Below are 21,972 nucleotides of genomic sequence, written 5' to 3'. Positions count from 1 at the left end.
GGAGGCCTTTTACAGGGCCCGGCCCAATCTTGGCCGAACCCCGAGGCTCGTCGATGGAACGATCCGATACGTACGATCACGACAGTGTCGCTGAGTACTGGCAGTGGGCGTGGGACCGCGAAGACGTGTACGCCTGTCCCGATCCGTCGGATCCGGTCTACGTGCTCGGGATGTTTCCGTACCCCTCCGGGCGCCTCCACATGGGCCACGTGCGCAACTACGCGATCACGGACGCCACCGCGCGCTTCGAGCGGATGCGCGGGCGTGACGTGGTCCACCCCATGGGGTGGGACGCGTTCGGCCTGCCCGCCGAGAACGCCGCTCGCGAGCGCGGGACCGATCCCGCCTCCTGGACCGACGCCTGCATCCAGCGCATGCGCGAGGAGATGACGACGCTGGGCTTTGGCTTCGACTGGGATCGGGAACTCCGGACGGCCGACCCCGACTATTATCGGTGGAATCAGTGGCTGTTCCGGCAGTTTCACGAGGCTGGCCTCGTCGAGTACGAGGGCGCGCCCGTCAACTGGTGTCCCGAATGCGAGACCGTCCTCGCGGACGCCCAGGTCGTCGGTGGGTCCGCGGTCGACCCCGAGGGCGGCAGTGGCACGTGCTGGCGCTGTTCGACGCCGGTCCGCACGCGCACGCTCGATCAGTGGTTCCTCCGGATTACGGAGTACGCCGACGACCTTCTGGGCGGACTGGATGACCTCGACGGGTGGGCCGACGGCGTCCGGGCCGCTCAGCGCGAGTGGATCGGCCACCGCGAGGGCACCCGCGTCGCCTTCCCGGTGCGCGAGGGCCCGACCGAATCGGTCGCGGTCTTTACCCGCCGACTGGACACGATCGCTGGGGCGACCTACGTCGCCGTCAGTCCCGATCACGACCTCGCCCAGGCGCTTGCCGAACGCGACGACGAGTTGGCGGCGGCGATCGCGGATCTCGCGCCCGGGGCAGGGCCCGAAGCCGGCGTCGCGACGCCCGCGACCGTCGAGAACCCCGTGACTGGCGCGGAACTGCCCGTCTACGTCGCTGCGTACGTCCTCGGTGACGTCGGAACGGGTGCGGTGATGGGCGTGCCCGCCCACGACTCGCAGGCCCACGCGTTCGCAGCGGCCCACGACTGCCCGATCGAGGTGGTCGTCGAACCCGAGGACGCCGACGATGTCGACCGCCCGTTCACCGATCCGGGCGTCGTCCAGGCCCCCGCATCGGTGGCCGGCCTGGACAGCGCGACCGCGAGCGATCACCTCCTCGACGCGACGCCCGCCGCCGAGGCCGCAGACCGATACCGCTTGCGCGACTGGCTGATCAGCCGCCAGCGCTACTGGGGGACACCGATCCCGGTGGTCCACTGTCCGGACTGTGGGCCGGTCCCGGTGCCCGAATCCGAGTTGCCCGTCGAACTGCCCGACTACGTCGAGACGACGGGAAACCCCCTCGACGCCGCCGACGAGTGGCGCGAGACCACCTGTCCCGACTGTGGCGGACCTGCCGAGCGCGAGACCGACACGATGGACACGTTCGTCGACTCGTCGTGGTATTTCCTGCGCTACTGCTCGCCCGCGTACGACGAGGGGCCGTTCGATCCCGACGCGGTCGCGGAGTGCCTCCCGGTCGACGTCTACGTCGGCGGGACCGAACACGCCGTCCTCCATCTGCTCTATCTCCGATTTTTCGCACACGCGATGGCGGATCTGGATCTGCTCGACGATGCCGAACCGATCGAGCGACTCGTCGCGCAGGGGACGGTGCTCTCCGGGGGCGAGAAGATGGCCGAGACGGCGGGCAACGCGATCGCGCCCCACGAGTACGGCCCGGAGACGACACGGATCGCCGTTCTGGAGGCGGCCCACCCACGGCGGGATTTCGAGTGGTCGGCCGTCGACGTGGGCGACGCCTACGATCTGGTCCAGCAGGTGTACACCCTGGTCTACGCGTATCGCGACGGCCTCGCGACCGCCGACCGCTCCGGCCGGACGGAGGCAGGCCTCGATCGGACGATCGACCGGGTGATCGCGGCGACGACCGACGCGATCGAACGGTATCGGTTCCACGATGCCGTCGGTGAGATCCGCCGTCTGGCCGATCGCCTCGCGCGGTATCGCGATCGGGGTGATCCCGACGACACGACCTATCGCCGGGGGTTGACCGTTCTCGTCCGGGTGGTCTCGACGGTGGCTCCGTATCTTGCCGAAGAGTGCTGGAACCTCCTCCGTGCGGACGGCCTCGTCGCGGCCGCCGATTGGCCCACGCCGGAGGCCGACATCGCGGCCTACAGTCGCGAACGAAGCCTGATCGAGCGCACGCGCGCGGACGTGCGTGACATCGTCGAGACGGCCGCCATCGACGACCCCGAGACGGTCGCGATCACCGTCGCGCCCGGGTGGGCGGTCGATCTTCACCGTGCGGTTCGGGACGCTGCCTCACCCGCACTCGACGACCTGGTCGCCAGGCTGGACGACCCGCCCGTGGATCGCGGAACGATCGAGGTGGTCGCGAGCGACCTGCTCGACCGCCAGCGCCGCCTCGGCCCCGTCTTCGACGCCGATCGCGAACGCGTCGTCCTCGACCGGGCGGCGTGGCTGCTCGCTGACGAGTTCGACGCACGCGTCGAGGTCCGCGCGGCCGACGAGGCCCCTCGGGAGCAGGCACTCGCTGCGCGTCCTGGCCGACCCGCGATCAGAATCGATTAGAGCCACTCGGCGCTGCGGACGTCGTAGCTGCCACAGTACGGGCACGTGTGATACTGTACCGACAACGAGTGCTCACAGGACGTACAGACGAACGGCTTGTTCTCCCCGTCTGTGTCCTCGGTACGGAGCAATCCGAGGCCTCGCTGGAGCACCCCCATGATTGAATCGACTGAACGTGGGTCGTCGGGACTCATAAAAGGACCGGACCGTTCACACGTTTCTTTCGAACTGTCTGTCGGGAATCGGGCCATAGAGGGTCGGAATCGGCCGATATTGGATGGATCACGCTATCCCGCTTCCCGGTGGTGGTTTTCCCGAAAGCGTGCCATCGGGATTCGGCCGATCGTCGGGCGTACTGGTCTCTACTCGGCCAATTCGAACGGTTCGCTGAGCCCACCGTCGTGTGGTCTCCGGGCTGGTCGCCATTTCGTCGTTCGAAAGGGATCGATCGCCGCATATCGGGCTCCGAGGGCCTTTGGACGGTCTTTTCCCCACAGTAATGGCCGCCTGCTCGGAGTTTCAGTGGCCGATACTGCTGCTGACAGCGTACTCGATCGATCGGTTCTCGTCCAGTCTGCGAGGCTGGGCTCAAGAGCGTCGCTCATGGTTGAACGACGACCGTCGGGAGGAGAGATGCGCCGGAAGAGCGAGCTCTTCCGAGCCCTCGTTCGGGCCTTCGGCCCTCACGAGGACGCCGGGAGACTCACGGTCGTTCGTCTCCCGAGTCCAGCCTCGCTTCGCTCGGCTGGACGCCGGCCGGGAGTTCGCCTAGAGCGAGGCGAACGCTGACAGACGCTGTCTGTCAGAAGTGAGCAAACGCCTTGCGTTTGCGATCTACGGGCGGCGTACGTCGGTCGGGAGGAGAGATGCGCCGGCCGGGAATTGAACCGGGGGAAGACATTCCTGCTCGGGCCTGCGGCCCTGCGCGGGCTGTGACTTCCAGGATTCAATTCCGGGCCTGCTCGCTCACTGCTCACGGGTCACTGCGTTCCCCGTTCGCTTTTCGAGGTCTCACTCCGTTCGACCTCGCTCACTGCGCCGGCCGGGAATTGAACCCGGGTCGAGGGCTTGGAAGGCCCTTGTCATACCACTAGACCACCGGCGCACTTCGCTCACGTCGTTCGCTCGTGCGCCGAGGATCGCGAATCCGTCGGATTCGCTCACCACCGGCGCTCGATCGCGCCCCGTCCTGCGCTCGGACGGGCGCTCGGACTGGGATTTTCGGCCGAACGGTAAGGGCGTTTCTATCCGGGCGAGCGGTCAGACCTCCTCGAACAGCGCGAGGACGTCTTGCAGGTCGACCTGCCCGTCGTCGTTAAAGTCGTAGTATGCGGTGTGGTTCCGTACGGCCGGTGACTCGGCGTGCTGGAACAACGTGTTCACGTCGGGGAAATTGATTTGCCCGTCTCCCGTTACGTCTTCGTAGAGTCCGTCTTCGTCCGGATCCTGCGGGAGGACACCGTCGATCGGCCGGGCCAATCCGACCTCGATGTCGGTTTCGGCCGTCGCCCGCTTTCCATCCTCATCGATGACCGTCACCGACACCTCGTGGACGCCCCGAGTCTCGAAGGCATGGGTGAACGTCGGTCCAGATTCTGGGACGGACTGGCCGTCGACACGCCATTGATACGACGTGATGTGGCCGTCGTAGTCGGTCGAGTCCGACGCGTCGACCGTCACTTCTGTGTGGACTGCCGGTCGGGTCACTGGGGTGTGGACGCTGGCCACTGGACGACCGAACTCGTCAGCGAGGTCGCCGACGTGTCCGGTCGTCCCGAGTCTGGCCCGGGACCCCATCGACGACCCGGTGTGTCCGGTTGCGATGGCGTAGACGTTGGTGTCTCCCGACGCGACGTAGACGGTCCCATTGGCGACTGTCGGGACCGATCTGATACTCACTGCCGTATCGTAGGTCCACTCGATCGATCCAGTGCGGGCGTCGATGGCGTACAGCGAGGCGTCGAGCGATCCGACGTAAACGGTTCCACCGGCGACCGTCGGGGCGCCAGCGATGCCATTGCCAGTGGCAGTCCGCCACTCCAGGTGGCCCGTGCGTGCGTCGAGCGCATAGACACGGTCGTCGACAGAGCCGAAATAGACCGTCCCGTTCGCGACGGTCGGGTCGGAATACGTCCAGCCATCGGTCTCGTAGCGCCACTCCAGAGTACCCGTCTCTGCGTCCAGCGCGTACAGGTGCTGATCGTATGACCCCGCGTAAACAGTTCCGTTCACCACTGTCGGAGAAGCAGCCACGTAGCCGTCGGTCGTATAGTTCCATTCGACGGCACCGGTCGAGGCGTTCAGTGCGTAAATCTTCGAAGTGTACGACCCGACGTACACGGTCCCGTCGACGACGGTCGGCGACGACGACACCCAGTCGCCAGTCTGGTGGGTCCACTCGACTGCTCCGGTTCGGGCATCGAGTGCGTAGACTTTGCCGTCGTCTGATCCCACGTAGGCTGTACCGTCGATGACCGTCGGGGCGGCCCCGATAGAGTCTCCAGTCTCGAATCTCCACTCCCGGTCACCGGTCGTGGCGTTGAGGGCATACAGGTGATTGTCTGCTGCCCCGAAGTAGACGGTTCCGTTCGTCAGCGCAGGCGCTGTGAACACTGCGTCCCCGACATCGTAACTCCATTCGGTGTCGCCAGTCGCCGTCGACAGTGCGTAAAATCGACCGTCTTGTGATCCAACGTACACTGTTTCGTCGGCGACGGTCGGAGCGTTCCACGCCCAGTCTCCGGTCTCGTGGCTCCAGACTATTTCACCGGCCGTCGCGTTCCCGGTTTCAGAGCCGCCTACAACCGGTATCCCTCCCAGCGCGACAAGTGTGATGACCACGATAACGATCAATCGGCAATCGTGATTGCGTCCGATACCGTGGGCCATTCTCGATTTCGTGTTCAGGATCGGATGGCATTATCCTGTTGATATTAGCCGTGGGAGGATGTCAGTGCCTGGTATCTCTGTCGAAGGAACGGAACAGTCGTCAGACCGACTCGAACAGCGCGAGGACGTCCTGCATATCGACGACCCCGTCGCCAGTGAAGTCGTAGAACTCGGAGTTTCTGGCCGCGCGATCGCTGTCTGTGTTCTGGAACAGCGTGTTGACGTCCGGGAAATTGATCCGGCCGTCACCCGAGAGGTCTTCGAACAGTCCGTCGCCGTCAGGGTCGGTCGCGCCCGCGGGCCAGTCTGGCTCGTCGGTCGGCGTGGTCGTCGGCGGGTCACCGTCACCGGTGGTCGCTGCGAGCACCGTCGCCGGGGCCGACTTGTTGCCCGCGCCGTCGATGGCCTGGACGTGAATCTGGTAGGTCCGATCGGCCTTGATCAGCCCCGAGAGTGTGGCCTGTGTCGTTTTGCCGTCGACCGTCGTCTCCGCGACGGTCTCGACCGGGCCGTGGGTACTCGCCCAGAGTGCGTAGTTGGCGACGCCCGACCCTCCCGCGTCGGTCGACTCTGTCCAGGAGACGGTGATCGACTCGTCGGTCGTGCCGTCGACGGCAAGGTCGGCGGGCGTCGACGGTGCGATCGAGTCGGCGGTCTCGCCCGGTGGGACCGAATCCAGCCAGACGTCGTCGAGGGTCACACTGCCGGTGCCCTCGAAAAAGAGCCGGAACTCCGCAGGGGTGGCCGGCGCATCGTTCGCGGCCAGATCGACCGCGAGCACGCTCATCTCGGTGCCGAGTTCCTGGCCCGAGAGCGCACCGATCGTGTCCTCGAACGACGAACTCTGCCCACCGAGTCTGATCGAGACCTGTTCGTGTTCGCCACCCGCCGCTCCGGCCATCCGGAGCTTGAGGTAGTCGTACCCCGAGATGTCGGTGCCGAGCTTGCTCCCCATCCATCCGCCGCCGTCGTAGGAAACTGCGATTCGGCCGTCGCTCTGCTCGGTCGTCAGGCCGCTCTGGCCCGTCCAGCCCTCGCCCTGGCAGTTGCCGTCCGGCCAGGCGTCCCGGTCGTCGAACGTGTGTAAGAGGAGGGCGTCCGCGCCCGGCCGGTCGACCTCGGTAGCGGCCGCGAGCGGTGCGCTGGCGGCGGACTCGTTGCCAGCGGTGTCGACGGCCGTGACCGTGATTTCGTACTCCGTCTCGGGCGCGAGGTCCTCCAGGGTCGTCTCGGTCGATCCGGCGGCGACGCGTGTCCGGACGCTACCGTCGAGGGCAACTGTGTAGTGGTGGACGCCCGAGGGGCCGGTATCCGTAACCCCGGACCACGAGACCGTGATCGACTCGTGGGTGCGGTCGACGATTTCGAGCCCGCTCGGCACGTCCGGCGGGGTCGAATCGTCGTACGCGTCGGTCGTGACGGTCACGGTCGCGGGTCGGCCCTCGTTGCCCGCCACGTCGATGCCAGTGACGCTAATCTGATACCGCGTGTCGGAGAGCAGCTCCTCGACCGTATAGGTGGTCGTGTCGGGACCGAGCGTCGTGCGCTGACGGCCGTCGACGTAGACGACGTAGCCGTCGAACGGCGAATCGCCCGGATTCGCCGGTTGGTCCCACCCGATGGCGACGCTCGTCTGATCGACCGCGGTCGCAGCGAGGTCCGGCGGGGCCGCGGGCGGGTGGGGGTCGTAATCGACCTGTGGGACGCTATCCTCGCGGACCTCGGTCAGCCAGTCTTTGACGAGGACGCCCGCGTAGTTGCCGTCCTGGCCGAGCACCCGCCAGTCACAGGGCAGGTCGGTACAGAACTCCGGAATCGTGCCGCCGTACGGGTTGCCGATGGCGTCTTGGGCGCTGTCGGTGTCGAAATCGCGCTCGACCATGTTCGGCAGCCAGACCGGATCGAAACACCACGCTGTCCAGTGGATCGGCCGCTCGGAGGCCCACTCTTTGAACGGCGTGCCGAACCGCTGGTCGTTGCCACAGATCCACTTACACCGCCCTTCGGAGTAGCCCCACTCCGTGACGAACAGGGGCGCTTGCTCCCAGGCGTTGCCGGTGTCGTCGTCGAAGTCCGTGACGGCGTGGCCGGGGTAGGCGTGGTAAGTGTAGCCAAGGTTATCGCCGTCGAACTCGCCGTATTTGATCCCCCAGACCATCCGTGACCAGCGCGGATTGCCGATGAGGATCATGTTCCGCGGCGCGTGCTCGCGGATGATGTCGACCCAGGGCTGGGCGACCGATCGCCACCCGTTCCAGATGACGTCCTCGGGGCCCCACCCTGGTTTCGTGGGCTCGTTGTACAACTCGAACAGGACGTTCGGGACGTCCGCGAAGTGGGGTGCGACCGTGTCCCAGAACGTCCGCACCTCTTCGTCGAGGCCCGGGTTCGGGCCTTTCGGGTTGCCGTACTCGTCGCCTTCGGCCCACGCGAGTTCGCCGTCGCCCCAGTGGCGGTGGTAGTCGACGATACAGTAGACGTCGTTGTCGATACACGCCTGAACGACGGGCTTGAGGTGGGTCTCGATGTACGTTTCGAGTTCGTCGGCCGTGAACAGTGGCGGTTCGTAGTAGCCCTGTTCCTCACCGACTTTGACGAACTCCGCGGGCGGGTCGTCCATCCCCCAGGCCATCGGGACTGGCGGGAGTTCGGCCACGTCCCACGGCTGGACGGGGATGCGGATGAACCGGGAGTGCCAGCCGTCGGATTCGTCGGTCGCCGCCCGGACGACCTGCTCGGCGGTCTTGCCCCGTGCGGAGGCGGTCACGTTCAGTCGCTTCGGATCTCCGATGTTGACGCCGCGCAGGACGACCTCGTTGCCCATCGGGTCTTTCACGAGGTTGCCGTCGCGGTGGAGCCACGGCGTGTTGAATCCCTCGGCGGCGGCCGTCCCGACCGCGCCCGTCAGCCCCGCGGCGGCGACGCCCGCGCCGACGGTCTTCTTCAAGAAGTCGCGTCTCGTGGCGACCGACCGGTCGATCGACGGTTCCTGTCGGTGTGGGTCGTGTCGTGTCATGGATGGGGTCGTCGCCAGCGGTCGCCCTCGCGCGCTCTTCCCCCCGGGGGGACCCGTGGCGACGATTCGTGTGACAACTACTCTCGCTCGCGGAATAAATGTTGCGACAGAAACGAACCGGAAATAAGCCGCTGTGGCCCCGGAACGCCTGCTCTGGGTGCGCGCGCCGGTCAGACTCGCTCGAACAACGCGAGCACGTCTTGTGAGTCGACGACACCGTCTCCGGAGAAGTCGTAGGCGGCCGGGTAATCCTCGACGGCGGACTGATCGGTGTGCTGGAACAGCGCGTTCACGTCGGGGAAATCGAGTTTCCCGTTGGCGTTGAGGTCTTCGTGCAGTCCGTCGCCGTCGAGGTCCTGTGGGACCGTTCCGCCGACCGGGTCGAGGTCCGGGGTGTCCGGCGGGGTGCTCGTGGTCGGCGTCGAGTCCGGCAACGGAAGGCGGTCCGCTCGTTTCTCTGCGAGATAGGCTTTGAACAACTCGCCGTGGAAATCCTCACCGCCGCGCAGCGTCCACTCGCCCTGGTCTTCGTCGAACATCGCAGGCTCCCACCGCGGGTCGAAACACCAGACCTGCCAGTGGACGTGCGGGTGGGTCTCGAAGAAGTCCACGAACCCCTCGCCCTCGTTCGAGGTCGTCCCCTTGAGGAAGTCCTGGCCCTCGTCGTCGTAGCCGAATTCGGTCATGAACACGGGCACGTTCTCGGCGGGTTTGCCGAAGTACTCCGAGAGGGGGCGGAGGCCCGCGTGCGCGTAGACGTGGCCCGCGTACGCGAGGTTGTCACCGGAGAACTCGTGTTCGTCGGCCCACCAGGTCCACTGCGTCCACCGGGGCGACCCGATGATGATCGGGTTCTTCGGTGCGTGCTCGCGGATGGTGTCGACCCACGGCTGGGCGGCCTCCCGCCAGGTCAGCCAGGTCTGTTCGGCCTCCTCGGAGTCGGGATTCGCGACGTCGACGCCGCCACCCCAGGTGTTGTGGCCGGGATACGGCGCGATCGGTTCGTTGTACACCTCGAAGAGGACGTGCGAGTCCGCGGCGAACTCCTCGGCCATCACCTCCCAGAACATGTGGACCTCGTCGCTGAGCGTCTCGTCGGTGTACAACAACTGCGAATCCTGGTGGCGGTGATAGTCGACGATACAGTACGCGCCCTGCTCGCCACAGAGATCGACGACCGGACGGAGGTGGTCCTCGACGTACGTCTCGACGTCGCTCGCGGTCATCTCGCCGGGGGCGACACCGCCGTGTCCCTGGCCCAGAATGTCTCCTGGCTGGCAGGGAATGCGGACGATCCGATTGTACCACCCCTCAGATTCGTCGAGGGCCCACCTGGTGACCTTCGTCGCCGTGACGTGATACCGCATGTCGTTGTCGTCCAGCCGGGCGGGATCGGCAATGTTGACCCCGCGGAGTGTCACCGGATTGCCCTCTGGATCCTTGATGAGGTTGCTGTCCGAGCCCTCGCCACGGTGGAGCCACGGCGTCGGAATGCCCTCGGCGGCCGAGGCCGACCCCACGAGGCCACCGCCCGCAGCGAGTAGCCCCGCTCCTGCCGTCGTGCGCAAAAATTGCCGTCGCGTCGAAGAGGTGTGTTCTGTCATGGTGATCTGGGCTGATCGCCCTCCGCGATCGTTCACGTTAATTACGGGTCGAACGCACCAAAAAGATTCCGTCGCGAGCGAAACGGCGAAGCCCCTGGCGGTCGACGCTCCACCGATGAGTGACTGGCTCCCCGGTGACCCGTCAGATCGGCCGCGGGTCGGCGCCGCGACCGATCTCCGTTTCCTGGAGCGTCCAGCGGCGTTCTGTGAGCACGTTGGGGCCCTCGGACTGGAACACGTCGAGTTCAAGCGCGGCTACCTCGGCAGTCGGTCGACGCCACCGGCGGCCCGACTGGGGGCGATCGCCGCCGAGTACGGCCTGACGGTCTCGATGCACGTCCCCTTTCGGGACTGCAACGTCGCGGCGTTCGATCCCCGGACGCGACACGCCGCGGTCGAGACCATCCAGGAGACGATCACCGACGCCGCGGCGGCAGACGCACTCGCGGTCGTGGTCCACGGTGGATCGGTTCCCGCGCGCTACCCCGATCACGTCACCTCACGCGCACGTGAGGGTGCGATCGAGTCTCTGCAGACACTCACCGCGCACGCCGAACGCGTCGGCGTTCCGCTCGCCCTCGAAAACCAGCCGCGGACCGATCGCGATCGGCGGTTCACCACGACGCCCGACGACCTCGCGGCGATGTGCGAGGCGGTCGACACAGTCGAGCGATCGCTCGACGTCACCCTCGACGTGGGTCACGCGACCGCGTCGGGTCAGGACTGGCACCGTTACGTCGATCGGTTCGGTGATCGAATCCGGGCGGTCCACATGCACGACAACGACGGAACCCGGGACGCCCACGAACCGTTCGAGGACCTTGCGAGCGTCCTCGACGCCGTCAGCGCCGACTACGCGGTCTTCGAGGTCAAATCGCTCGACGATCTTCAGGCCTGTGTCGACGCGGCCCGGTGAGCGTCGCCGTCACTCGCGGTCGCCGCGCCGCTCAACAGATCGACTTCGGCTCGATCCCCTCGGCTTCGAGGCGGTCGACGTACGCCTCGTAGGCCGCGTCGACGGCGTCGAGCGCCGCGGACTCGATCGCGTCTCGGTCGACGTCGGCACTCTCGACGGCGCTACAGACCGCCTTCCGGAACTCCTTGCGATTCGTGACGACCGAGCGCACGGTGTCGGCGTCGCCGGGTTGGGCCTGCCCGACGAAATAGCCCGTCTCCTGTTCGCCCAGGTGGATCGCGACGGTCGCCCAGCCGACGAGCGTCCCGAGCGTCTCGGCTTCGCTGCCCGCGAGTTCGAAATCGACCAGTGGGTCGATCGGCTCGCCAGCGAGATCTGACAGCGTCTCGGCGTCCTCTCGCGCCCGGGATTCGAGGTCGGCCGCCCACGACTCCTCACGGTCGGCCAGCCGGTCCGCGACCGCATCGCTCAGGGCCGCACTGGCCGCGACGATCGTCGGCCCGTCCATCGCGCCACGCGTCGTCGCGTAGAGGGCCTTCGAGGAGCCCAGTCGCGAGAGTTCCGTCTGCCGCTCGTCGGTCAGCGTCTCACGGACGCAGTCGGTCATACTGGATCTGGGGAACCTCGGGGCTTGTAGACTCCGGCCGGGTCCAGCGTTGCCGGGTCCGCGATACCGACCGTTTAGGTCGTCGGGCTCCGAACACGCGAACATGAACGCGTCGCTGGCGACGGGCTATCGGTGTCGGGACTGTGATCGGAGGCTCTCCGATCCGTCGGACTGCCCGGACTGTGGTGGACTCGCGCGGGTCGACATCGAGGCCGCTGGCGGTGCGAACGCGCTCGATTCGCCCTGGACCGACTGGCTGGTCGAGTCCGGCCCGCCGACAGAGGCCGGCATCGGCGGGACGCCGCTCGTGAGTGCGCCCGCAACCGCAGCGGCGTTCGACGTCGCTGGCCTCGCGATCAAACGTGAGGGCGCGAATCCGACGGGATCGATCACCGATCGCGGCCTCGCACCGGCCATCGCGGCAGTCACGAGTGAGGCGGTCCACCTCGCGAGTCCGGGCCCCGGTGCGCGCTCGGCCGCCGCGCTGGCGGCCCGGGCGGGTCTCGACGCGACGCTCGTCGTGCCCTCCCGATCGCGATTCGACGCGAAGGCGATGGTCAACGTCTACGGCGGCGAGATGCGTGTCGTCGAGGGTCGATACGACGACGCACGCGCGGCCACCGCAGACCTCCCGGGCGCGTCGCTGGCCCCGTTCGCGACGGGCCGACGGATCGCCGGCCTCCGAACGATCGCTGTCGAACTCGCCGGGGCGGACCTCGACGCGATCGTCGTCCCGATCGGCCACGGTCACCTCCCGATCGCACTGGACGATGGGTTCGTGGACTGCCTGGCCTGTGGCGCGATCGAGACCGTCCCCGACCTGTACGCCGCTCAGCCCGCTGGCTGTGCGCCGATCGTCGACGGCGAGCCAGTCGACCGGCCCGACACGGTCTGTGGCGCGCTCGAAATCCCCGATCCCGTCGCTCCCGAGCGGACGCGCGCGGCGGTCGTGGACGGCGTCGCCGTCACCGACGACGACCTGCTCGCGACGGCGGTCGACACTGCGCGGCGTGACGGTGTCGCGACGAGCACGGCTGGCGGGGTCGGCCTCGCGGCAGTCCGACGACTCCGGGCCGACGGAGCACTCGACGCGACCGATCGCGTCGCCGTGATCGATCCGCTGACGGCACGCTCGGACGCCGACATCCTCAGAAGCCACCTGATGCGAACGGGCGAGTGAGTGCGGTCGGTCGATCCGGCCGCGTTCCTGACGGAGAATCGATCAGCCGATGTACCGGAGGTCTTCGTCGGACGGGGTCGGCGTCCCCTGCTCCATCTCCTGGATGCGCCGGACGACGTCTTCCATCTCGTCGGCACGCTCTTCGAGTGACTCGTAGGCCAACTCGATGTCGAGATACGCTTCGAGGGTCTCCAGGACGGCTCGGGCGGCCTTGGGGTCGACCAGATAGCCGCTGGTCTCGCCCATCAGACACGCTGCCGAGAAGCCCCGTCGGTCTCCGATCCCCAGAAGAAGCCCCGAAATCCCGACGATTCCGCCGGCGGGCTCGTCGTCGCGGAACTCCACGCCGACGGCTTCGAGGTCGTCGGTGAGTTCGTCGTCAGCGACCGCGCCGATCACGTCGTACTCCTCGATGAGTTCTCCGATCGGGACGCCACCGAGTGCGAACGCCGTCTCGACGCCGAACTCCTCGGCCACGTCGAGGATCGTCTCGGTGAGTCCGTAGTGGCCTTCCCCGTCCTGGGCCTGGTGGTCGCCCGTCAGGACGAGCAGGTCGCGCCCGTCCTCGACCTCGATGGCGTGAAAGGCGACGTTCGCCAACTCGGCGGTGCCGTCCTCGATGGTGACCTGTGGCGGGAAGTGCGTCGAGTGGACCCGCCGGACGCAGGTACTGTCGAGCTCTTCGATCAACTGCTCGGCGGCGAGTTTGCCGACGTGACCCACGCCGGGCAGCCCTTCGACGAGCACCGGCTCCGTCAGTTCGACCTCCGCGAGAACGTCGACCTCGAACTCCTCCATGGCGTCACTCGCGGCTGCGCCGCTTAAGTGAGCGTCGGTACTCGCCGTAGGGATCCTCTGGCGAGAACGGCGCGGGCGCACTGTTGTGCGTCGGCCCGCCGCACTCCGGGCAGGTCTCACCGAGTGCGTACACCGGCCGGTCGTGGACCGTCTCCCAGTTCGCACAGACCAGAATATCGGATTTCACGTTACTCCTCGTCGGAGCGTCGGTCCCGGTGGAAGGTCGCCTCGCCGCCCGCCGCCTCGATGTTCGCGGCGGCGCGGTCGGCGCTCTCTTCGAGGTGGGATTCGGCGGTCTTGTAGTCGGGCGCTTTGACGCGGATGCGGTACTCCGGCGATCCGACGTACGTGACTTCGAGTTCGACCTCCTCGGGCACTGCGCCGTTGCCCTCGGCGGCCTCCAGGGCCTCGCGAATGACCTCGACGCCGTCGGGGGCGGCACTCGTCAGGTCGACGTAGCCCGTGACCGTCACGTACGGGACGGAGACGTTCTCGCGAGCGGTCTCGACGATGGCGTCGATCCGATCCTCGGAGAGATCGCTCTCTTCGAGCGCTTCGTGGCCGTGGATCGCGGCCTGTTCGAACCCGTCGTACATCGAGCCGAACTCCGCGAGCAGGGCGTTCGCGACGGCGGTGTAGGTGTCCTCGTCGACGTCCTCACCGAACGCCAACTCCATCCAGTTGTCGGCTTTCTGCTCGTTTTTCCACTCCTGGATCTTGTCTTTGCGCTGGTGGTCGTTGACGTCTTTCAGCGAGAGGTCGATCTGCTGGGCCGACGTGTCGACGTCGAGGACCTTCGCGACGACGCGCTGGTCTTCGCTGACGTGGTCGCGGACGTTTTTGATCCACCCGCTGGCGACCTCGCTGATATGCGAGAGGCCTTCGCGGTCCTCGTACTCGACGAGGTCGACGAACACACCGAAGTCTTCGATCTCCTCGACCCGCCCGACGACCAGTTCGCCCGGGTCGGGCCAGCCGCTGTACTTCATCGTGACTCGACGACCTCGGTGACCTCACCTTCGACGGCGGCGAGACCGCCGGTCGGGCGAGCGAGCGTGTGTCCACACACCGCACACGAGACTTCGCTGGCGGCCTTCTCGAAGACGACCTGTTCGTTCTCACAGTCCGGGCACGTGATCTGAATGAAATTGCCGGGCATGGTCAGTCCTGGAATTTGAGTCGGCCGGCGCGCCATCCTTCGCGGAGGTGGGCTTTGCCGCAATCGCTACAGCGGTACTTGAGGTTGGTCTTCTTGGTGGGTTTGTCCCCACCGGGGACCTTCGAGAACTTGCCGTCGTTCCCGATGCCCGACTGGCGTTCGCTCTGTCGACCGTCGACTTTCGTCATTCCGGAGGCCTGGCCCGTTCGGACCTTCTCGACCTCGTGCTCGTGATGTTCGTTGCAGTGAGGGCAGTACGTATTAAACCGGCGTGGCATCTCCATAGATGATCGTCCTGCCCGCGGGTTGGATAGCGGCCCATAAACCCCCTACGGTTCGCGGTGGTCGGCACTCGATTCCCGATCGGACGGCCGGAGCCGATCAAACGGTCAACACCGGTCGGTCGGTCGCGCGCATGACGCGACTCGCCGTCGACCCGACGGCGCTCGCCGCCGACGTGCCCTGATAGCCGAGCACGATGATGTCGGCGTCGACGTCGTCGGCTTCAGCGACGATGGCCTCGTGGGGCGTCCCGTGTCGTCGTGCGATTTCGCAGTCGATCGCTCTGTATTCGGCCGTTTCGAGCACCTCGTCGAGCACGTCACGACCGTAATCTTCGAGTTCGCTCACCAGCACTTCGCCACTGCTCAGCGCCGGTTCGCCCGTCACGTTCGTGTCGACGACGAACACCGCGTGGACGGTCGATTCGTACCGTTCCGCGAGATGACACGCATAATCGACGGCGTTTTTGGCGTGGTCGCTGCCGTCGGTCGCGACGAGAATGTTGCGAAACATGGGGTGGTCTACTTTCTGGTGGGTAATAGATGTGGTCACAACTATTGCCGATGATTTCTGCCAGCAGTCGGCCAGCCTCGGGCAACCGGTCGACCGATCACTCTGCCACCTTCATCCGGGAAATCGAAAGACTTCGGCCGGATGATACCGACTGGCGATGGATTTACTCGAACCCGAAAAAATATATACCACCGGTCCATACGTGGAAGTACCCATGTTCGGACTGACCACCCCCCGATCGGATCGCTTCGAGAATCGCAGCGTCGACCACTCCGTCGACCGGCCCGGGCGCGACTCCTGTGCCGTCGTCGAACCCTGAGACCGACCCGCTGGCGCGTCGGCCCTCCCCAGAGTCCACAGGTTTCCCCGTCCGCGGCACCCCCGTCCGCGGCACCCCCGTCCGCGGATTTCTTTCGAGACAGTTCGTGATCGACAGCCACGCTCCGACTCTGGCCGAAACTTTACTCGATACCAAAGTAATATATTGCCGGACGTTGTAGATTCTGTCGATGCCCTCCATCAAACGAAGCCCCAACGAGGAAAGTGAAGAGATGTCGGTCTCCATGTCGATCGACCGTCCCGGTCAGGACCGCTGTGCGGTCGTCGTGTACTGACTGGCGGTCACTGTCCGGCGAAAACGACGCATCGTGCGCTAACTGCCCGTCGTGACTGGTCGGGCCATTTCGATCCCCGTTTTTCAGTCCTGAGTCGCCGGTCCGTCGCTCAGACGAACGACGCGACGCGGTCAGCGACCGCCGAGGCGTCCGCGCCCAGCACGTACAGAATCGGCTCGATACCGAACGCGCCGGTCTGATAGAGCACGTCGGCGTCGGGGTCGTCGGCCAGGGCCGCGGCGATCGCTGCGTCCCGATCGGCTTCGGGGTCGAACGCGACGGCCGTTGCGCCCGTGCTATCGAGGCGATCGAGCAGGGCTGGCTCGTACCGGACGTTGAGTGCCGCGCGCGCGGGATGGCCCGCCGATCGGGCGGCGAGCAAAATCGAGGCGACGTGTTCGGAGACGCCGAACTCGGGGTCGTCGGGGACGACGGCCCGCCCGCCGACCTCGAAGATCCGCCCGGGGACGCCACAGACGTCCGCGAGGTCGGCCGCCGCCGGGAGACACTCGACGAGGTTGGAGCCGACCTGTGGGACCGCCGCGCCGAAGCCGGCGGTGTGTTCGAGCCGACTCAGACCGCGCCGGACCGACCCACGCACGCGCTCGGTCTGGCGGAGGCGACTCTCCGGGTCGTGCACGTCGGTGAAATCGGCGTCGGCGTCGGCCAGCGCGGGCATCGCCTCGGTGTGCAACTCCGCGATGAGGTCGCCGCGTTCGAGCTGGCGAATCAGCACTTCGAGTTCGACGAGCGCCTGTACCTGGCTGATCTCGCCGTTCGCGAGGCCGTCGGCCAACTCCTCGACGAGTGCGACGACGCGGTCGTCGCTTTGGACGCGTTCGTTCCGATCGATCTCGCCGTGGACGTACTTCGAGACCGCGCTCTGGCTGATCCCCAGCAGGTCAGCGACTTCCCGCTGGGTGCGCCCGCGATCAGCGAGCGCCTCGGCCAGCAGCGATCGGACCGTCGGAAGCACGGACTCGACGACGACCTCCTCGACGAACTTCATCGGTCGAACTCGTCGTCGCTCTGGATACGAGAGGCCTGTGGCCCGGTCTGGCCCTGGTATTTCGAGCCGCGCTCCTCGCCGTACGGGCGCTCGGCGGGATTCGTCAACTGAGTAAAGGTGAGTTGTGAGATCCGCATCTCCGGGGTGAGCGCGACCGGTGCGGTCCCGAGATTCGACAGTTCGAGCGTAATCTTCCCTTCGAACCCCGGATCGCACAGCCCCGCTGTGGCGTGGACGACGACGGCGAGCCGACCCAGCGAGGAACGGCCCTCGACGTGGGCGATGAGGTCGTCCGGAACGGTGACGCGCTCGACGGTCGTGCCGAGCACGAAATCACCGGGGTGGAGGATGAACTCCTCGCCCGAATCGACCCTGGTCTCGTCGACGTAGTCAGCGACTTCCTGTTCGCTGTCTGGATGAATACAGGGAATGTTCGTGTGCCGGAATTCGAGGAACTCCCGGCCGAGTCGGAGATCGACGCTCGCGGGCTGAATCTGGAGGTCTGGATCGGCCAGCGGCTCGATTTCGAGGGTGCCGGAGTCCAGCCGGCGGCGGATGTCTCCGTCGGAGAGGATCATACCGCTCGGATGGTCTGGCCCCCGCTAAAACCCCCCGATCGACCGTCAGGGCGCGGCGGGGCGCGCGACGTCGACGGCTTCGGTCCCGACGGACTCGATTTCGAGGACGAGTTCACGGCCCGACCGATCTGTCGCGGTGATCGTCCCGCGCACGGAGACGCCAGCGCCCGGTGTCGGCCCCACTGCGACGCGATCGCCGCCCTCGAAGCGATCGAGTGACCCTTCGACCGAGACCGTCGCGCGCGAGCCCTCGGGGTCGTGGACGTTCGCGAGTGTGATGTCCGTCACGACGAGGTCCTCGACTGTTTCTCCGTTCCGCCGCAGCGGGGTCTCGACCGCCCCGTCGAGACGCTGGCAATCCAGCACCTCGAAGGCGTCTGTCGTCGGTTGATACCCGCCTTTCGGGCCCGGAATCCCTCGCACCAACTGGAGGGCCTTCAGGCTCTGCATGTGATTGCGAACCGTTCCGGGGTCGCGGTCGACCCGGTCAGCGATCCGCTCGCCTTTGACCGGCTCGCTTGTCTCCCGGTTGAGGTCCGTCAACGCCCGAAGGACCGTCTCCTGGCTGACCGTGAGGTCGATCGAGGCCATGTGCTAAGTATTAACTGGGCATTGAATAAATATTTTTCTGTCGGTTCCGGCGATCGAAAGATAGCGTTCGATCGCGCACCAGCGGGTGCTGGTTCGACACCGGCGACGGTCGCAGGGACCGATAGACCGTTGTCGTGGGGTGTCCAACCGATCGTATGAGCGACCTCGACCCGATGTCGATCGGTGAGTCCGACGCGCCGCCGATCGACGAGAAGCCCTACAAACTCCTGTTCGAGGCGAACCTCTGTATCGGCGCGGGCAAGTGTGCGGCCGTCTCGGAGACCTGGTCGCTGGATTTCGACACCGGGATCGCCGTCCCCGAGACGTACTTCGTCGACGAATCGTCCGTGGCGGAGAACGTCGACGCCGCTGAGGCCTGCCCGGCGAAAGGCGGCGCGGGCGTGATCCACGTTATCGACCGTCGGACGGGCGAGGAGATCGCGCCCGATCCCGAGGGGACGGGCGAGCCGAGTCTGGAGTGGTCACGCGAGTAGCCTTTTGACCCCGGGCGTGCTACGACCGGTGGATGCTGCTGGTGCTGTGTGTCGATCTCGACGACGACCTCGGGCGGAAGACTGACGTGTCCACCCCGGTCGTCGGTCGCGACGCGGTCCGTGACGCCGCGGTGTCGCTCGCGACGGCCGACGCCGAAGACAGCGATCTGAACGTCCTGTTCGAGGGGGTCAACATCTACGACCGGATCGACCCGAACGAGACCGTCGCGGTCGCGGCGATCACGGGCACCGAGGGCTCGGACGTCGCCGCCAATCGCGCAGTCGGGGAGGAACTCGACGCCGTCCTCGACGGTCTCTCGACCGACGGCGACGCGCGCGCGTTGTTGGTCACCGATGGCGCCCAAGACGAGAGCGTCGTCCCGGTCGTCCGCTCGCGCGTCCAGATCGACGGCGTCCGTCGCGTGGTCGTCCGGCAGGCCCAGGACCTCGAATCGATGTATTATACGATCAAGCAGGTGATCGCCGACCCCGAGACGCGTGGGACCGTGCTGATCCCGCTCGGGATCGTCCTGTTGATCTACCCGCTCTCGGTGCTCGCGAACGCGCTCAACTTCCCCGGTGACGTGTTCGGCGTCGCGTCCGGACTGTTCGGACTCTACCTCATCGCTCGCGGCCTCGGTCTCGAACAGCGTCTCGACGAGGCCGTCGACCAACTGCAGTCCGCACTCTATGCCGGTCGGGTGACGCTCATCACCTCGCTGGTCGCGGGCCTGCTCGGCATCGTCGGCGTCGTCATCGGCGTGAACGAACTCGCGCCACCGCCGACGGAACTCGACGTGTTCGTCGTCGGGCGTCGCCTCGCGGCGGTCGTCAACGCCGCCGTCGTCTGGATCGCCGCCGCCGGCATCGTCAGCAGTTCGGGCCGCGTCGTCGACGGCTATCTCCGGGGCACCTTCGAGTGGCGACACCTCAACGCGCCGTTTTACATCGTCGCGATCGCGGGCGCGATCCACGCCGCCAGCGGGTGGATCACCGGGTCGGCCACCCAGAACTACCTGTTCGTGATGGTGACGGCGGGGCTCATGCTCGGCCTCGCGAGCACGTTCGCCTTCGCCGTCGCGGACGCGCGCTCCAGAGAGGAAGCGAGTTAATCGCGACGCGATGGCCCCACCGGGCGGTGATCGGCCCGCGTACGGGCCGGCGATCCACACGGTTTTTGCATTGCCACGCGAATCCTCGGCCAGGGGGCACGTAGCTCAGTCGGACAGAGCGTCGGACTTCTAATCCGACGGTCGTGGGTTCGAATCCCACCGTGCCCGTGCAGCGACCATCGGGAGCGAACCGGCACGCAGGGGATTCGAATCAGGGAACGGAACGAGCGAAGCGAGTGGAGTGACCGTGGTTCGAATCCCACCGTGCCCGACCACCTTTTTCGTCGTCGGGTCGCCTTCGGCGACCACTCCTCGAAAAAGCTGGACCAAAAAGACCTGCTCGCGGGCCACAGGCCCGCTCGCAGTGAAACGGCGGCCTGCGGCCGCCGTATGCGGGCGGTCCATCGGGGATTCGAATCAGGGAACGGGCAAAGAGGATCTCGAACGAACTAGAGCCTCCGAATGCGAACGGTGAGACCGCGAGCGAAGTGATTAGTGTGATTGTGAGTTCAATACCTCCTATGTCAAACTTTCGGTGGCTCGCTCGAATTCTTTGAAGCGACGGGTGTGAGCAACGACCCCGATGAGGGGATCCCTGAGTTGGGATCTCCGAGTATGACTGTTCGAGACTGGTCTCAATGGGTAAAAATTGCCCGATCGGCTCGTTGATCTTAGGTCGGATGCAAAATAGCTAGTCCAACCAACAATTATTCAAGACCAGTTTTAATTAGGAATGGGCGATACACACCCACATGACACTCTTAGATGATGAAGACAGGCCATATCTCATTCTTTTATCTGTAATTATATTGGTATTTGTCACTACGGTGGCTGGCACCAAATATATGCCTACAAATGTGATAAATATGTTGGGACAACTCAATTTAGCGTTGTTTGCGTCTTTCTTAACGTCATTAGTTGTGCGCAGAGAACTATACAAAAAAGAACTAAACAAAGAAAATAAAATTCGTCAGATTGCGTTAGATCAATTGAGTGAATCTCTGGCCGACCATTTGGTTATGATGTCACATCTGTATACTGCAGGTAAAAGAACTAAATTCGGTGAATTGCCTCAAACGTGGATTGAATTGTATAATCGGGATTTGTCAGAAACTATTGGGAATGCGGATTGGTCTGCAGAAGATTCAACAAGCGGAAAAAGACCTTGGATAGAGTGGTTAAATATAAGTCATGAAAAGCTATCTAATGATATTGAGGATGTATTGGGCACCTATGGAAGGGTCATGGATCCGCAAATGGTCGAATTGTTGGAGAATATCTCAAATTCAGACTTATACAACCACATTAGGACAATGAATAATGCAAATCCAGACTCTTTGAATTTTTCAAAGGCTGCTGGACCTATTGCACTCAAGTCTGGCCAGCTTCAAGAGTATCAGATGAATATACGTGAATTATTAAAAATTATGGATGAAGCTGATGTGGGAATCGAACGACCCATTAGAAATACACCTCTACATCAAGATAATTATTTTCCTGAATTTGGAATCGCGCGGCTTGAGCCATCAGAAGTTGAAGCCATTCCGGACGATATTTCGCAAAAACCGGCTGAGATCGACCTATCTAAGATATTTGATATTGAATAGCACTTCATAATCATATAGGTATACATTAATCTATGATAAAACATTGTGGGAAACATTATAACAGTAATTATTTATGGGGTCTGTCCTTTTCACGCTGAACTGTTCGAAGACGAACTCGTAAACTCTTTGGTCGGCCTTTTCGCCGCTTTTGGCTTCAAGAATGTTCAATTTTAGCCGAATGGCGTCTTGTACCCACTCCGACCGCGAATCACCGTAATTGAGCTGATTGCCGAGAGCATAAAATGGGTTATGTTTGGTATTGAAACTTCTTTCGCGTCTCGCACCGATCAAGTCTTGCTTCGCTCACCGT

At 64.8% G+C, this 21,972-nt stretch carries 20 protein-coding genes and 2 tRNA genes; 7 read left to right on the top strand and 15 right to left on the bottom strand.

All coding sequences use genetic code 11. The annotated features are described in order from the left end of the window. The first annotated feature begins 53 nt into the window (after positions 1-53). Entirely contained in the window at positions 54-2,693 is a 2,640-nt protein-coding gene (gene leuS / locus HARCEL1_RS08660; RefSeq protein WP_108382449.1) for a leucine--tRNA ligase, read from the top strand. Here leuS and HARCEL1_RS13360 read toward each other — a convergent pair. From HARCEL1_RS13360 to HARCEL1_RS08640, 5 genes are all read right to left on the bottom strand, one after another. After that, a complete protein-coding gene (locus HARCEL1_RS13360) occupies positions 2,690-2,887 on the bottom strand; it encodes a hypothetical protein (protein ID WP_159077072.1) in 198 nt (65 codons plus the stop codon). The two genes, leuS and HARCEL1_RS13360, sit on opposite strands and share 4 nt — an antisense overlap. Positions 2,888-3,727: 840 nt before the next feature. Next, positions 3,728-3,798 (bottom strand) — tRNA-Gly (locus HARCEL1_RS08655). A gap of 155 nt (positions 3,799-3,953) precedes the next feature. Then, positions 3,954-5,582, bottom strand: coding sequence for an outer membrane protein assembly factor BamB family protein (locus HARCEL1_RS08650; RefSeq protein WP_108382447.1), 1,629 nt, complete (start codon positions 5,580-5,582; stop codon positions 3,954-3,956). A 100-nt stretch (positions 5,583-5,682) separates the two neighbouring features. Further along, on the bottom strand, positions 5,683-8,598 hold the full coding sequence (locus tag HARCEL1_RS08645) for a fibronectin type III domain-containing protein (RefSeq protein WP_108382444.1): 2,916 nt from the start codon (positions 8,596-8,598) through the stop codon (positions 5,683-5,685). A 170-nt stretch (positions 8,599-8,768) separates the two neighbouring features. Continuing rightward, a complete protein-coding gene (locus HARCEL1_RS08640) occupies positions 8,769-10,202 on the bottom strand; it encodes a cellulase family glycosylhydrolase (protein ID WP_108382441.1) in 1,434 nt (477 codons plus the stop codon). Positions 10,203-10,317: 115 nt separating this feature from the next. Here HARCEL1_RS08640 and HARCEL1_RS08635 point away from each other — a divergent pair, with 115 nt between their 5' ends. Continuing rightward, positions 10,318-11,118 carry a sugar phosphate isomerase/epimerase family protein gene (locus HARCEL1_RS08635; RefSeq protein WP_108384180.1) on the top strand — a complete coding sequence of 267 codons (801 nt, stop codon included), beginning with the start codon at positions 10,318-10,320 and terminating at the stop codon, positions 11,116-11,118. A 31-nt stretch (positions 11,119-11,149) separates the two neighbouring features. Here the strand turns inward: HARCEL1_RS08635 and HARCEL1_RS08630 are convergent, their stop codons facing one another. Further along, complete coding sequence (locus HARCEL1_RS08630) at positions 11,150-11,725, bottom strand: hypothetical protein (RefSeq protein ID WP_108382439.1); 576 nt, start codon at positions 11,723-11,725, stop codon at positions 11,150-11,152. 103 nt (positions 11,726-11,828) lie between these two features. Between HARCEL1_RS08630 and HARCEL1_RS08625 the strand changes: the two genes are divergently transcribed. Next, on the top strand, positions 11,829-12,905 hold the full coding sequence (locus HARCEL1_RS08625; RefSeq protein ID WP_108382436.1) for a pyridoxal-phosphate dependent enzyme: 1,077 nt from the start codon (positions 11,829-11,831) through the stop codon (positions 12,903-12,905). 42 nt (positions 12,906-12,947) lie between these two features. Here HARCEL1_RS08625 and HARCEL1_RS08620 read toward each other — a convergent pair whose 3' ends face one another. The 9 genes from HARCEL1_RS08620 to HARCEL1_RS08580 all read right to left on the bottom strand — a co-directional run bounded on the left by HARCEL1_RS08620 (position 12,948) and on the right by HARCEL1_RS08580 (position 18,449). Further along, complete coding sequence (locus HARCEL1_RS08620; RefSeq protein WP_108382433.1) at positions 12,948-13,703, bottom strand: proteasome assembly chaperone family protein; 756 nt, start codon at positions 13,701-13,703, stop codon at positions 12,948-12,950. A gap of 4 nt (positions 13,704-13,707) precedes the next feature. Beyond that, positions 13,708-13,890, bottom strand: a complete 183-nt coding sequence (locus HARCEL1_RS08615) for an RNA-protein complex protein Nop10 (RefSeq protein WP_108382430.1) — start codon at positions 13,888-13,890, stop codon at positions 13,708-13,710. A 1-nt stretch (position 13,891) separates the two neighbouring features. Then, positions 13,892-14,692 (bottom strand): translation initiation factor IF-2 subunit alpha, encoded by an 801-nt coding sequence (locus tag HARCEL1_RS08610; protein ID WP_108382428.1) that lies wholly within the window; start codon positions 14,690-14,692, stop codon positions 13,892-13,894. Then, positions 14,689-14,862, bottom strand: coding sequence for a 30S ribosomal protein S27e (locus HARCEL1_RS08605; RefSeq protein ID WP_108382426.1), 174 nt, complete (start codon positions 14,860-14,862; stop codon positions 14,689-14,691). Before HARCEL1_RS08605 ends, HARCEL1_RS08610 begins: the two co-directional genes overlap by 4 nt. 2 nt (positions 14,863-14,864) lie before the next feature. Beyond that, entirely contained in the window at positions 14,865-15,146 is a 282-nt protein-coding gene (locus tag HARCEL1_RS08600; RefSeq protein WP_108382424.1) for a 50S ribosomal protein L44e, read from the bottom strand. A gap of 97 nt (positions 15,147-15,243) precedes the next feature. Then, positions 15,244-15,657, bottom strand: a complete 414-nt coding sequence (locus tag HARCEL1_RS08595; RefSeq protein ID WP_108382422.1) for a universal stress protein — start codon at positions 15,655-15,657, stop codon at positions 15,244-15,246. A 723-nt stretch (positions 15,658-16,380) separates the two neighbouring features. Continuing rightward, positions 16,381-17,280, bottom strand: coding sequence for a thiamine-phosphate synthase family protein (locus tag HARCEL1_RS08590; protein ID WP_108382420.1), 900 nt, complete (start codon positions 17,278-17,280; stop codon positions 16,381-16,383). Continuing rightward, entirely contained in the window at positions 17,277-17,858 is a 582-nt protein-coding gene (dcd, locus tag HARCEL1_RS08585) for a dCTP deaminase (protein WP_108382417.1), read from the bottom strand. The genes HARCEL1_RS08590 and dcd overlap by 4 nt, the downstream gene beginning before the upstream one ends. A 45-nt stretch (positions 17,859-17,903) precedes the next feature. Continuing rightward, positions 17,904-18,449 carry an Rrf2 family transcriptional regulator gene (locus HARCEL1_RS08580; RefSeq protein WP_108382415.1) on the bottom strand — a complete coding sequence of 182 codons (546 nt, stop codon included), beginning with the start codon at positions 18,447-18,449 and terminating at the stop codon, positions 17,904-17,906. A 155-nt stretch (positions 18,450-18,604) separates the two neighbouring features. Here HARCEL1_RS08580 and HARCEL1_RS08575 point away from each other — a divergent pair, with 155 nt between their 5' ends. From HARCEL1_RS08575 to HARCEL1_RS13355, 4 genes are all read left to right on the top strand, one after another. Next, positions 18,605-18,943 (top strand): ferredoxin, encoded by a 339-nt coding sequence (locus HARCEL1_RS08575; RefSeq protein ID WP_108382412.1) that lies wholly within the window; start codon positions 18,605-18,607, stop codon positions 18,941-18,943. 32 nt (positions 18,944-18,975) lie between these two features. Then, on the top strand, positions 18,976-20,055 hold the full coding sequence (locus HARCEL1_RS08570) for a DUF373 family protein (protein WP_108382409.1): 1,080 nt from the start codon (positions 18,976-18,978) through the stop codon (positions 20,053-20,055). 94 nt (positions 20,056-20,149) lie between these two features. Further along, positions 20,150-20,223 (top strand) — tRNA-Arg (locus HARCEL1_RS08565). A 584-nt stretch (positions 20,224-20,807) separates the two neighbouring features. Next, positions 20,808-21,662 carry a hypothetical protein gene (locus HARCEL1_RS13355; protein ID WP_159077070.1) on the top strand — a complete coding sequence of 285 codons (855 nt, stop codon included), beginning with the start codon at positions 20,808-20,810 and terminating at the stop codon, positions 21,660-21,662. Positions 21,663-21,972 lie beyond the last annotated feature (310 nt).

The sequence above is a fragment of the Halococcoides cellulosivorans genome, assembly GCF_003058365.1.
GTDB classification, from domain to species: domain Archaea; phylum Halobacteriota; class Halobacteria; order Halobacteriales; family Haloarculaceae; genus Halococcoides; species Halococcoides cellulosivorans.
The sequence above is the reverse complement of the archived record's forward strand: the minus strand, read 5'-3'. Positions and strand labels throughout refer to the sequence as shown.